Below are 12,869 nucleotides of genomic sequence, written 5' to 3'. Positions count from 1 at the left end.
GACTATCGGTCCGCGCAGGCTGCGGTAGCGTTTGGTTATTACATCAAAGCTGTGGCTAGCGCCACAGCACTCCAAAGGCTAGCGTCACAGCACTCCCAAGACCCGCTCACTTGATGGCGATGACTTCGCAGTCCAAGAATTTTCCGCTGCCCATGTTGGCACCACCGATGGCGATAAGACAATTAGCGTCGATGGGCAGGATACGATGGAAGAAGCGGGCGTCGGTGGATTGACCGAGGACAGTCCACGAGTTGTCCTTCTCGTTCCACTGCTCGATGGAACCTTCATGCGAGGTAACGATCAACTTACCATCGACACTCCAACCGGAAACACCAAAACCGGCCATCGCTTTTTCGCCGACCAGCTCAGGACCTTCGGACCACGTTTGACTTGACGGATCATATACGGCCACTTGCCGAGTCGGTCCGCCTTTTTCATTCATGCCACCGACCACAAACAACTTGCCCTTGTGTTCGATCGCAGCCACAGCGCGTCGCTTGAAAGGAGGATTGGCCAGCTCCGTCCATTTGGGTTCAGCGGCACTCAAGTCCATGCTCCAAGCGGTTTCATGCCACTGTGTTTCGCCTTCACCGGCCAACTTCCAGCCACCCACCACATAGACAGTGTTACCAATGATCGCAGCATCGTGACTGGATCGAGCCTCCGGCAGCGCCGGCAAGGGACTCCAACTGTTGGCTGCAAGATCATAAGCGCGGACTTCGGCCGAAGAATGCAGATCTTGCTTTTGCCCTTCTTCGTTCAGCGCGCTGAAACCGCCAATAACGATCAAGCGATTGTTGTGAGCGACCATGGCCAGACCCTGAATGCGTGGGCCACTACTAACTTCTTGCCAATCACTGGCCGGGTTCTTCAAATCCAACCGCAACAATTTTTCCGACTGGCCCTTGTTCCAGTACGTGTGCGCGCTGGCCATGTTGCCACCATAGACATACAGCTGATCGCCACTGCGCGCGGCGCCGAAGCTGGTAATCGCAAAGGGAAGTGGCGCGTACTTGACTGCCGGCGGTTCAGCGGCCTCTACCCACTGCCCCATCGAGGCCAAGGCCAGAATGCAAAAAAGCTTGTTGACGTTCATGAGTGTTTTGGTTCCAAAATTAATGGTTGCCCTGATCAACTGCAGCCCGACCCCGCCAGCGAATTGCCGACAACATCGTTCCTTTGGTGAAGCTTGATCAAGTGAAAATCGAACAGTGGTTGCAGATTTCGAAGTCATTGTAGCCATTTGACTCTGGGCTCAAAGAACCGAGAGAGGCAACGCTATCGAATGGCGAGCTCATAAAATACTTCAGCCCAAGAATTAGCGACTCGTCACTGGCGTGTGGCTGGTGGCTGGCTGGTTTCGACTCATAAGAACTTGAATCGAAGCATGGCTGGCTGCTTGCTGGCGATCTATTGAGATCACGTCTCAACGAAACGCGATTATACAGACAGTCACAGATGTGTCAAACTACCATTCGTAGCTGGACTCGCCGCGCTCTAACGCCCTTCAACACCCAGCCGCGATATCAAGTCTCAACAAGCAGACCTGGTCAGATCCTTCGAAATATGCCCGCCGGTCATGCTCTGGCGTGGCCGGCACGCACTCCGCAACAATATTTTTCTCCATCGACCTTGTGTAAAAACAGAGGTCCGCTAGACTATTGAGACTTAATCTCATTTGGAACCAAGAATTTGCACAGCGAGACAGCTCAGCGAGGGTCGGGCGCAGGGGTAGTCAATCGTGGTGTGAGGGGCAGTGCATGCCCAGAATGCGATATATCCGCGAGATTCAAAACATTATGTCCATTGTCGATGTCGCGTCCGAGCCAACCAGCAATCCGCCAGCGACCGCTGTTGAGCGGTCGATGACTCCCAGGCACTCGCCAACCCTCAAGCGCCACCCCCGCAATCCGATCCTGCGAGCCGCGCTAATGCTCTTGCGACGCAGCCACCTCTATTTCGGATTGTTGCTCGCACCCTGGGCTTTGATGTATGGCGTGACCGCTTACTTATTCAACCATCCCACGCACTTTTCGAACAATGTTATCCGTTCGATAGCCACCAGCGACTTACCTCAAGCCTGGCCGATGAGTTCATGGGATCTTCAGCAGCGCAGCCAGGCCGTCGTTCGTGAGCTGAATGCCAGGTTTGGAGAGGCTGATGCTGGCTCCATTAAACTCCTCGACCCATCCCATACGGACTGGGAAGGCAGTCAGGTCGTCGGCGCGTTTGAGACCGCGGACATGAGCTATTTCCTTTCGATCAACATCGATGGCCAAAGTGGGACATTTCGAGGAGTGCCCAAACGAACCGAACAGCGCCGTGAGACTGCCTTTTTCGAAGTCGTTCCCGGTGGCAACAATGCCGGTAACGAACGGCGCGGCCCGACGGGCCGCGGCGCCAGCCCAATTGGCCACGCGGGCAACGATGATGCAACGTTGCAGAACGCAGAGAAATCCAGGCCACTTTCGCGGCAACCCCTCAAGCTCAATGCCGAACTATCTGAGCAGCTAAAGCAAAGCCTCACAGAGACTTTTAGGCGTGTGCAACCCGAGTTGAAAGTGGACGCACAAGCTGTTCGTCTGACTTCATTCCCAGCGCTGAGCTTTCAGGTTGAAGCCGGCGGCCAGGTGTGGCGATGTCGGCACGATGAAGTAAGCGGATCGGTTCAAGCCAGCGCGCCTACAGCCGGATCCAAGGATGCCTTCTCATGGCGTCGCTTTCTATTGCGACTCCATACGGCTCACGGGTATCCCGCCGAGCTGGGCGTGCGATGGTTGTGGGCAATCATGGTAGATGTCATGGCTTTCGTCATGGTCTTTTGGGGAATCAGTGGGATCGTGATGTGGTGGCAGATCAAAGCCACGCGTCGCTGGGGCACGATCGCTATGGCGCTGAGTGTCGTGGCCGCAGGCGGTTTGGGTTTTGCAATGTTCTTGTTGCTGCGCGGGTCGTAAGATCCTTTATAGACATGGAATCTAGGAGTCGATATGACGACCAGCAATTCAGATTCAAACCGTGAGATTTCTCCACCACCCAAAACGGAATGTAGTCCGAGCAAACAAGAGTGCCCGGACTTAGCCACCGTTCCACAGTACAGTTTTGAGGAGCTGGCTCGAGGTCACGCCACGATTCATATTTCTTATGCTGGTGGACTGTATTGTCTGCGACGCACCAAAGCTGGCAAGCTAGTGCTGAACAAGTGAGCGTTCTCTAAAATGGTTTTCCAACTCGACTAAGCACGTGGACACGTCCAATGCGTATCACGATGGCACGCAGAAGCTCGGCAGCTTGACGTGAAGCTGGGGGCGTTTACCGGCCAATATCGACTGGAATGTCTGCGCGCGCAGGACATTGTCAGCCGCCCAGAGATGCAGAATGAATTCACACACGTCCTCGGAATTGTCATTACAGCGGTTGAACTTTGACGCGGGCACCACCAGGTGCGTGTGCGATTGCAGTTCGAGTTGGTTACTCATAAACATCTGCTGAAGCTGCCCCTGTTCGTGAAAGCACTCATGCCTGGCTTGTGGACGTAGGCAACGATTCCACCATGATTCCAGGAATTCGCAGCTCCAGGTCGAGGAGCGAACGATCATGACCCCTGTGTTGAGGCCACAGGGGATACTGCCTGACTGAAACGCCACATGATTTCCATCGGCATCGAAGCCTTTCTCGTGGCCAGCGATGATGAAATCCTTGTCGGCCGGGCAGAACTCATCCAGAGTTTTTCGGAAGTCAACAACGCATGCGTCGCAGTCAATCCACATAATGTAGGACGCTGACCCGAGATGCTTGTACAGCAAACGCACCTTCTCGTGTTGCGGAGCTAGCGCCACGCCATCATACTGCTCGAAGGCAAATGCGTACCCATGGTATTGGCAATAACGCTGGTTGATTGCAGCCGATAGCTTGGAGTATTGATGAATATGGGAAGTACCGAACATGATTATTTTGAAATCCATGCTCCCACCGACCCCTGAAGTGCGCAATGTATTTGCCTCCCACTAAAGGAAGACGAAATTGTATCCCGACGATGCAGATCCTGAGGAGACAAAGTCCGAGGATTTTACAGAACCTAACAGCAGCCAGGCCAAAGAAACACCGTTCCAATACCCAACGCAAAGCTATGAAACGGAGTACGTAGAGCAAGATGGTTTCAGCCCGGATATCGCGGCAGACGTACCTTCACAAATTCCGGTCTCTGTGGCTGAGTACATCATCCGAGGACAACTCGGACGTGGCGGTTTCGGGACGGTCTACCTGGCCTTTGATCAGCTCTTGGAGCGTGAAGTCGCGTTGAAGATCCCGCATCGGCTGTTGGTCAAGCAAGGCGACTCCGCCGATATGTACCTGCGCGAAGCCCGCGCAATCGCGAGCCTCGATCATCCGCATATCATTCCGGTCTATCGAGCGGCCAGCGCGCCGAATATTCCGTGCTACATCGTTACCAAGCTGATTCGAGGATGCCATCTGGGCCAGTGGTATGCGCGCAATCGACCGAGTTGGTCACAACTGGTCACAGTGCTGATCAAAGTCACCGAAGCCTTAAGCTATGCGCACAAACATGGGGTCGTCCATCGCGACATCAAACCCGGTAATATTCTATTGGATGAAAGCAGTTATCCGTTTGTAGCAGATTTTGGTTTGGCGCTGCGCGATGTCGAAGCCGGCGGAGGTCCAGCTTACGTTGGTACCGCCGCCTACATGAGTCCCGAACAAGCGCGGGGTGAAGGACATCGCGTCGACGGACGCTCCGATATATTTTCCTTTGGCGTCATGCTGTATGAACTGATGACTGGGGAGCGACCATTTTCTGCCAAAGGCCGAGCAGAGCTGTTCGAACAAATCTTGTTTCACGAACCCGACAACCCGTGCAAAGTCAATCGCGAGATACCGACCGAGCTGGCCAACGTTTGCCTCAAAGCCTTGTGCAAGTCAGTAGCCAATCGATACCAAACATTTGATTCGTTGTCGGCTGATCTGCGAGCCATCTTGGCTACCAAGCTTGGGGGCAGTGGAGTAGCGGAGACGTCGGACTTCATCAAGCTCGAATCGGCTGTGCAACGACCGCCTATAACCCCCAAAGGCTTGCGTCCATTTGATACACATGATGCCGATTTTTTTCTGCAGCTGTTGCCAGGGCCACGCGATCGAGAAGGCCTGCCCGAAATCGTCCACTTCTGGCTGTCCAGAATTACGCCCGACAGTTTGAAAGCCAAAGTGCCAGTAGGCTTGATTTATGGTCCCAGCGGTTGCGGGAAATCATCTTTGGTTCGCGCGGGCATCATTCCCCGAATCCCCGAGCAAGTCGTTTCTATTTACATCGCGGCGTCGGCCAATGACACCGAGAAACAACTAGTCAATCAAATCGCAACTGCGTTTCCTCACACTTTGAGCACGGTGATCAACGACGAAACAACCGTGATCGACGCATGTGCGATCGTGCGTCGCGCTCGAGAAAAAAAATTAGTGATCTTCATCGATCAATTTGAGCAGTGGCTGTTCGCACACACCGACTGCGAGCGCGAACCTCTGACGCAGGCCTTGCGACAATGCGATGGAGAATTTCTGCAGTGCATCCTCTTGGTACGCGATGACTTCTGGATGGGTATCTCGCGGTTGCTGCAGGCCTTGGATATCACGATCGCCGAAGATGTGAACATAACGGCCGTTGACTTGTTTGATGTACGCCACGCGCGCAAAGTCTTGCACTTGTTTGGGGCAGCTCACGGTCGGCTGTCCAACTCGATTGACGAGTTGAGCGTGGGTCAAGCCAACTTCCTGGATGCAGCTGTTAATTACCTGGCCAAGGATGGGCGAGTCGTTTGCGTGCAGCTGGCGCTGCTGACGGAAATGCTTAAGAATCGTGCCTGGGACAAACCGGCCAATCTGTTCGATAAAGGCGGGGTCGGAATTGGCGTGCGATTCTTGGAGGAAACGTTCGACTCTGAATCGGCCACGCGGCGCATGTGCATTCACGCCGAAGGTGCGCATCGCGTTCTGCGGACCTTGTTGCCCGAGGCTGGTTCAAAAATTAAAGGCTCGATCCACGCCGAGGAAGACCTCTTCATTGCGTCGGGGTATCGTGACAAAGCCACATTCGCACAATTGCTGAATATTCTCGACCGCGAACTGCACCTGATCACTCCTACCGATCGCATGGATGATGAAAGTTTGAGTGCTGAGAGTTCTTCGGTCGATTCGTGTACGGCTGGCTACCAATTAACGCACGACTTTTTGATCGTACCCATTCGCTATTGGACGGAAATTCGTAACCGAACCAACCGGCACGGCAAAGCCAAGATGCGTTTAGAGGAGTTTGCGGAGCTATACCGCGCTCGACCTCGCAAGCAGTCGCTACCTACGCTAACCGAGTTCCTATCGATGCGTCGCTACGTTCATCCCACCAGTTGGACGCCGTCGCAGCAACAAATGATGGCGGCTGCGCAGAAGCGACACTTGCGTTCGGTGGCTAGCAAGTTGGCCGTCGTCGGTCTGATCCTGTTGCTGCTAGTGGGCATCAATCATTGGATCTCGGCTCGCAATGCGGAGATTGCAGGTCAAAACTCCATCCAACGCTTGCTGGATACTCAAATTCACGAGGCGATTCCATTGGCAGAGTCACTACGGTCGTCGTCGTATGTCCGCGGCCAGTGCCAGCAGTTACTGGATGATTTGCGCACGCAGCCAGACGACCGCGCGCGAGCGGCGCTAGTGCTCAATGATCAACCGCGGGCCATCAATGTCCTGGGTAAGTATGTGCTCACTGGTGATGAAGACGACGTGGTCGAGATAGCTAAAGAATTCAAGTTTCCATTGACGACTCTTAGCGAGATTATGTTGCCGGTCTGGCGATCGGAAACTGAGAACCGCAGGCAACAAATTCGCGCCGCTTGTGTGTTGGCCAATGCGGCATCCACTAGTGAAACGCCGCCGGAACTGGCCAATTGGCTCGATAGCGATAATGATCGCAAGCATTTGTGTCGCCTGCTGCTAGCGGAGAATCCGTTGTGGATCGATCGTTGGCGCGAAGGCTTTGCACCAGTAGCCCCAAAACTGATCCCGCCATTGGTTGAGAGCCTAAAAGACGAATCACGATCCCAAGCTTCGCTAAACGCGGTCAATCTGGTGGTGAAGTTTGCAGCCTATGACCTCACGTTGCTGGTCAGTCTGTTACTGGATGCCAAGCCTGCGGAAATACCGCTGCTAACAGACGCCATTGCCAAGCATCAAGCCGACGGTATCTCGGCTATTGAACGGCTGTATCGAGAAGAGTCTGCCAAGTACGAACACGTTGCCAGTCCGTCAACGCCCTGGGGTTCACCTTGGTGGTGTCTCGGAGATCGTACGCCATTGTCCGTCAGCGCGCCACCGCTTAGCGACGCGCTGTTTAAGGAACTGGCCGCCCTGGAGTCGGTGATTCAACCGGGTGCGATTATCACTCACCGCTTACCCGCTGCGCAGGTGGAGGGCTTGGCCGGGCAGCTTGAATCAAACGGTTTTCGTGTGGCCGCTCTCGCCCCCTATTACATGCAAGATCAACTCTATTGTGGAGTTCTGTGGTTACGCGACGGCATTTGCGCAAAATTCTGCCTCGATCGTACGGCGGAAGAAGTGCGCAGCACTACCACGCAACATCGCTCCACAGGCTTTATCGCTGACTCCCTGGCCTGCTATCGCCGGCCGGATGGCGAGATTCGTTATTGCTGCATCTGGATCGATCCGCCCGACGATTCGATCGTCCAGGATGCGGACCTTTACATCGATGTGCATCAAGGCCAACATGACACCCAGGGTTGGGGGCCACTACTGGAACAGGGATTGAACTTTCCTCGCTCCAATTTGCATGTGCAAAAGTCTGATGGGTATGATTACTTTAGCTCCATTCGCTGGAAGACTGCCAAGCAGTTCGACTATGAAGATGCGTGGAATCTGCATCGCGAAGAGTTTGGTCGACGACAGACCTACAGCAAGTCGCTGAATCTGGTGGAAGGTAGGAGCTCTCTTCGCAACGCGAATGAACCGGCCGGAGTAAATGCCATTTGGTGGCAAGGAGTGCCAGTCACGGCTCAAGCGGCTGACTACCAATCCTTAATAGACCATATGCGCAGCGCCCGTCGGATGTTTGACCAAGGTTACTATCCTGTCTCCATTCACGCGGTCACCAGCCAGTCCAACTCATCTGTGCAGTTTGCAACCAATTGGTGGCGGTCACTTCCCGACATCAGCGATCAGGTTCTGAAAAGCCGACGCTTGACCAGACTGGCGGTCGCGCTGCTGAAGCTGGACGAACCTCAATTGGTGATCAACGCGCTGAGCAATCAAGATGCAGCCGAAATGCGCGGGGCCATGATCGCCGCATTTAGCGAATTTGGCCTGCCAGCTCAGTGGTTGATGGAGCAAGTAACCAACGACCAAACACCGCTCAGTATGCAGCGAAGTTGTGCCTGCGCATTGGCTCTGATCGACCCAAACACAGTCAATAGTGCGGATCGCGACCGTTTCGTGGCCGGATTGCCGCAACTGGTTCGCAGCGCTATCGATTCCGGTTTCCGATCGGCACTTATGGCTGTGGCCAGCGCCTGGCAAGTCGACCTGACAAACAATGATATAACGTCCAACGCCAACGAGTTTCAGTCGCTTGCAGGTGATCGGATGATCGTTGTTCGTACACCTGAAGTGGTTTGGCTAGGCTCTTACGATAACGAGCCTGGACGCGATGGCCACAAAGAACCGCTTTTCCCGGTCACCATTGAACATTCGTATGCTATATCGGCAGAGGAAGTAACCATCGAGCGATTTCAGAAGTTACAACCAGACTATCAGTTTGCCGAAAACTACGCTCACAGTCCAAAGTGCCCCGCGATCGGGGTGACTTGGTTTGACGCCATACGATATTGCCGACGACTAAGTGAAATGGAAGATATTCCTGAAGAGCAGATGTGCTATCCGCCACTCGATGAAATCAAACCAGGCATGCAATTGCCACCGGACATGCTCCGCCGAACCGGATACCGCCTGCCGTCGGAAGCCGAATGGGAATGGGCTTGCCGGGGTGGAGTCAACAAAGGCCGTTGGTTTGGCTTCGACCCACACAGACTAGGCGAACATGCTTGGACCGCAGTGAACTCCGATTTTAAAACGCATCCAGTTGGTCGTCTTTTACCCAACGATTATGGCCTGTTTGACACTCTCGGTAATGCCAAGGAATGGACCTCCTCTACTGAAGCCAAGTACCCACGCCTGTGCAGTCGCCCCATGGATGATCCCAGTATCCAAGGCGCACAAGTTGGCGAAGACCTGCGAATCGTTACCCGAGGCGGCGGCATCTTGTATCAACCTTTAGACGCGCGGGCCGCACAGCGCGACGCACAAACATGTACTGACGTTCGCGTCTATATGTCTTTTAGAATTGTCAGAACACACCTTGAGAATTAGATGGAGTTCTTATTAGTCGATTTGTACAATAGTTAGCTTTACAACTTTCCGGCAGACAAATTCCATATTATGCATTCCTGAGAAAAGCGAAGCGATAACTTTATGAATAGAGAGCAATTGAAACACCTGCTCCTGGCGGGCACTGTAACATTCCCAGCCACCTTTCCCGGCTTGGCCGACTTATCGCTGGAGACCATTGCGGAGGATAAACGCGAATTGTTGTGCGGATCAAACGGAGCAGATCAACTACTGGTGGCCACGGAGCGTTCGAGCCCTCGAGTGACTATCCATCGCAAGGTACTGCTATCTGCGGTCAGCGCGGTCTTTATCCCCCACAGTGCGCAGCAGGTCGACATCAACGAAGGTACCTGGCTGCTGAAACATGAAATCGGTCCAGGATTGGTCAAGTTGCTGAGCGATCAAGCACGCGTGCGTGGCATCGTGTTTGTTACCGAACAAACAGCGACGTTGCTGGCCGTTAGTGCAGGGATGACCGCCGCCGAAAGCAGTCAATATTATCCGCCATTGCCCAGCGATCGCTCAGTCAATCACTATGACCCGTATACAGGGCTTTCGCACACTTTGCCACCCAAATCTTGTCTGCTGGATGAACTCAAACGCTCTTGCTCGCCGTTGGGTTCCTGCGCGATTGAAGATCGCGATAACGACCTGTCGACTGGGGCCCAAGACGACTTTGAAGTTTTGCGTTCCATGTCGATGGTGGCGCACTGTAGCCAATTTGATCTCACCCCCTTCCCGAGAGCACCAGAGTGAACCGCAGCCCGCAGAGTCGGCCGATGGTGGACGTTCTGACTCTTTGCCGACCGCATAGCCGACCGCCTGAACAGGTGGTTCGCGCCATCGAGGCTCAACAGGATGTTCTGTGTCGACATGTCATATCAACAGGCCGGCCCCAAGCCAGCGATAGGAATCGATGGCAAACGATTGCCCGGGCTCGTAACGAAATCAAACGAGCAGTACAGTCCGACTGGGTAATGTTCGTGGATGATGATGTTGTACTGGGTGCGCGTTGCGTGGTGACGCTGGTCAATGCCCTACGCGATATTCCTGAACTAGGCGCAGTGGCCGCCGACTATGATGGCGATCTGGCCAATCCGCTTCGGCGTGGACACATTGGGATGGGTGCGTGCCTGTTCCGCCGCGAGGTGCTGTCACGTATTGAGTTTCGCTCGACCGAGACAATGTGTGAATGTTCGTGCTGCTGCCAAGACGTCCGCGGCTTAGGCTATTGCATCGAATATCATGCGCTCGCCGACGCCAGGCACTTGCGGCGCCGCAGTTCTGGCAGTACCGGCCCAAACTTACCGGCGCGCGTACTGGCGGCGTTCGACCGGCGAGACATCGGGCGCTTTGAAGATCAATTCCTGCGCACTCTGCGAGCTTGGGGCAATCAGGAAACGGTCATTGCCGTGACCTACGGTTTGTATCCATCGGAAGTGCAGCGTCTGAAGCTGATGCCTGGAGTTGAAGTTGTGGCCCTGCCCAACAATGGCGTCATGGTACCTGTGCGTCGCTTAAATGATTTTGCCCACATCACCAGTCGCTTGCCGCCACAAATGCCTGTCGCTTACTGGGATGTTTCCGATGTCATCTTTCAAACGTCACTGCAACCGTTATGGCGTGCCGTGACGAGCGCGCCCGACAAGTTGCTGGCCGTACAGGAACCCAAGGGTTACCCACACAATGGTGTTATCGCGCCCTGGAGTCTGTCGATCCACGATCCCGCTCATCGGCGCCGAGCCCTGGAACTACTCCAACGCAACCCATTTTTGAATAGTGGTTTTGCCGCCGGCACAGCCCAGTGCATGGCCAAATATTTTATGGCTGCCACCCAGTTGCGCTCTGGTCCTGAACTGCGCGGTACGACCGATTGGGGAGACCAAATGTGCCTGAACGTTTATTGCCACAGCCACCCAGATCGCTGGCAGAAAATTGATGAAGGTTGGAACTACTGCGTGCACGATCGCCATCCTGGTGAAGTGCAAGTCTTGCCCAATGGGCTGATCACCAGTCGTCATCTTGGTAAAATTCCAATAGCGCATGGCAACGCCCGCTCACTACGACAATTCTCGATACAGTTTTGAAGTTGGCAATTTTCGCTATGCACATTTTCATGATCTCCATGCCACAGCCCGGACCTCGTCGGCATTCAGCCATACAGAAACTGCAAGCGAGCGGCTTACGATTCGAGATCGTCGATGGCGTGGAGTGTGGCAAGTGGCGTGAGTCTGAGCTGCCGCTGAGTCGGCCACTGTCGGAAGCGTCGCTAAACGTAGGCGAGGTTGGCTGCTACCTGGCACACTTGCGCGCCTTGCAACGAATCATCGACTATCGCTTGCCTTGGGCATGTATCTTAGAGGACGATTTCTGTTTCGAGGCGGATCCCGATTTTGGTCTGCACAATATTGAATCCTGTTTGCCGGCAGATTTTCATTACATACACCTGCAGCGCGATCTCGATTTGAATTCAGAGTATCGCAAGTTAAGCCAGCAAGGTGCCTACTATCGCATTGACGGTACGCCACTCTGCACAACTGGATACATCATCACACAACCGCTGGCCCAGTACATTCTCGAGCATCATCGCTTGTGCGAGATGCCCATCGACCATCTGTACAATCAGCTTTCGCACCGCGGAAATTTCTACGCACTCGTTAACCCCATCGTTGGAATACAACTGGGTTTGGAAGCGGTTATTCAACGATGAGTTTGCAGTTGGCCTTCATCGGTTTGGCACTTTTGGTAGCGTCCCTGGTTGCCATTGCATCCAAATCAGCTCGCGTGGCGGGGATGATCGCTGCCTGGGTGATGCTGTGCGCGATCGTAGGACTCTTCGGCGGAGAACAGAGATTCTCTGGCAAACCGCCGCTGATACCGGCTTTGTTTGTGCTGGGTTTTATACTCTCGAGCAGTTTGGCCCTGTCCACATGGTCCAAAGCGATTGTCGAGCTACCAATAAACTGGTTAGTAGGTTTTCACGCTTTCCGGATTCTGGTCGAGATCCTAATTCATCAAGCGGTCGACGCGGGGATTGCGCCACCACAAATGAGTTGGAGCGGACTGAACTTCGATATCCTCTCAGGTGTTTCGGCGCTCTTACTGGCACCGCTGGCTCATCGTCTGCCTCGTGCCCTACTACATATTTGGAACGCGCTGGCGCTCGCTTTGTTGATTTGGGTAGTCGTAATCGGCTTTGTCAGCTTTCCTACAATCGGACTATTGAAACCCGACAGTCGCTGGGTGGCCACTTTTCCCTTTGTATGGCTTCCCAGCGTCTTAGTCGCAGCCGCGCTAATTGGACATCTGACCATCTTTCGTAAACTTCGCATTCAGCCGACCACGCAGACCTAAGCACATTGAGGGAGAAGGGGGACCCTGCGGTTAGCCGCTTACTTTACATGTAAAGT

9 protein-coding genes are annotated in these 12,869 nt (G+C 54.1%); 7 read left to right on the top strand and 2 right to left on the bottom strand.

The window, feature by feature from the left end; genetic code table 11:
- Window positions 1-106 precede the first annotated feature (106 nt).
- Window positions 107-1,096, bottom strand: coding sequence for a Kelch repeat-containing protein (locus tag SH573x_RS12730; RefSeq protein WP_479355564.1), 990 nt, complete (start codon window positions 1,094-1,096; stop codon window positions 107-109).
- 664 nt (window positions 1,097-1,760) lie between these two features.
- Between SH573x_RS12730 and SH573x_RS12725 the strand changes: the two genes are divergently transcribed.
- Both SH573x_RS12725 and hemP read left to right on the top strand, forming a co-directional pair.
- On the top strand, window positions 1,761-2,957 hold the full coding sequence (locus tag SH573x_RS12725) for a PepSY domain-containing protein (protein WP_479355562.1): 1,197 nt from the start codon (window positions 1,761-1,763) through the stop codon (window positions 2,955-2,957).
- 33 nt (window positions 2,958-2,990) lie between these two features.
- Window positions 2,991-3,206, top strand: a complete 216-nt coding sequence (gene hemP, locus SH573x_RS12720) for a hemin uptake protein HemP (RefSeq protein ID WP_479355560.1) — start codon at window positions 2,991-2,993, stop codon at window positions 3,204-3,206.
- Between the two features lie 57 nt (window positions 3,207-3,263).
- On the opposite strand, the gene SH573x_RS12715 is transcribed toward hemP, so the two are convergent.
- On the bottom strand, window positions 3,264-3,965 hold the full coding sequence (locus SH573x_RS12715; RefSeq protein ID WP_479355559.1) for a glycosyltransferase family protein: 702 nt from the start codon (window positions 3,963-3,965) through the stop codon (window positions 3,264-3,266).
- Between the two features lie 58 nt (window positions 3,966-4,023).
- On the opposite strand from SH573x_RS12715, the gene SH573x_RS12710 reads away from it, so the two are divergent.
- The 5 genes from SH573x_RS12710 (at window position 4,024) to SH573x_RS12690 (ending at window position 12,813) form a co-directional block, all read left to right on the top strand.
- Window positions 4,024-9,441, top strand: a complete 5,418-nt coding sequence (locus SH573x_RS12710; RefSeq protein WP_479355557.1) for a protein kinase domain-containing protein — start codon at window positions 4,024-4,026, stop codon at window positions 9,439-9,441.
- A gap of 102 nt (window positions 9,442-9,543) precedes the next feature.
- The gene (locus tag SH573x_RS12705) at window positions 9,544-10,215 is read left to right on the top strand and encodes a hypothetical protein (RefSeq protein WP_479355556.1); all 672 of its coding nucleotides are present in this window, start codon (window positions 9,544-9,546) and stop codon (window positions 10,213-10,215) included.
- Window positions 10,212-11,546 carry a glycosyltransferase family 2 protein gene (locus SH573x_RS12700; RefSeq protein WP_479355554.1) on the top strand — a complete coding sequence of 445 codons (1,335 nt, stop codon included), beginning with the start codon at window positions 10,212-10,214 and terminating at the stop codon, window positions 11,544-11,546. The genes SH573x_RS12705 and SH573x_RS12700 overlap by 4 nt, the downstream gene beginning before the upstream one ends.
- A gap of 17 nt (window positions 11,547-11,563) precedes the next feature.
- Window positions 11,564-12,169: a glycosyltransferase family 25 protein gene (locus SH573x_RS12695; protein WP_479355552.1), complete on the top strand. Its 606-nt coding sequence runs from the start codon at window positions 11,564-11,566 to the stop codon at window positions 12,167-12,169.
- On the top strand, window positions 12,166-12,813 hold the full coding sequence (locus SH573x_RS12690) for a hypothetical protein (RefSeq protein ID WP_479355550.1): 648 nt from the start codon (window positions 12,166-12,168) through the stop codon (window positions 12,811-12,813). Before SH573x_RS12695 ends, SH573x_RS12690 begins: the two co-directional genes overlap by 4 nt.
- Window positions 12,814-12,869 lie beyond the last annotated feature (56 nt).

This window comes from Rania fehmarnensis (genome assembly GCF_056494185.1).
Note: the sequence above shows the minus strand (reverse complement) of the source record. Positions and strands in the feature narration are given on the sequence as shown.

What these genes read in the sequence shown, in the direction of transcription:
- SH573x_RS12730 (WP_479355564.1), bottom strand. Translation starts at nt 1,096, where the DNA reads ATGAACGTCAACAAGCTTTTTTGCATTCTGGCCTTGGCCTCGATGGGG.
- SH573x_RS12725 (WP_479355562.1), top strand. Translation starts at nt 1,761, where the DNA reads ATGCCCAGAATGCGATATATCCGCGAGATTCAAAACATTATGTCCATT.
- hemP (WP_479355560.1), top strand. Translation starts at nt 2,991, where the DNA reads ATGACGACCAGCAATTCAGATTCAAACCGTGAGATTTCTCCACCACCC.
- SH573x_RS12715 (WP_479355559.1), bottom strand. Translation starts at nt 3,965, where the DNA reads ATGGATTTCAAAATAATCATGTTCGGTACTTCCCATATTCATCAATAC.
- SH573x_RS12705 (WP_479355556.1), top strand. Translation starts at nt 9,544, where the DNA reads ATGAATAGAGAGCAATTGAAACACCTGCTCCTGGCGGGCACTGTAACA.
- SH573x_RS12695 (WP_479355552.1), top strand. Translation starts at nt 11,564, where the DNA reads ATGCACATTTTCATGATCTCCATGCCACAGCCCGGACCTCGTCGGCAT.
- SH573x_RS12690 (WP_479355550.1), top strand. Translation starts at nt 12,166, where the DNA reads ATGAGTTTGCAGTTGGCCTTCATCGGTTTGGCACTTTTGGTAGCGTCC.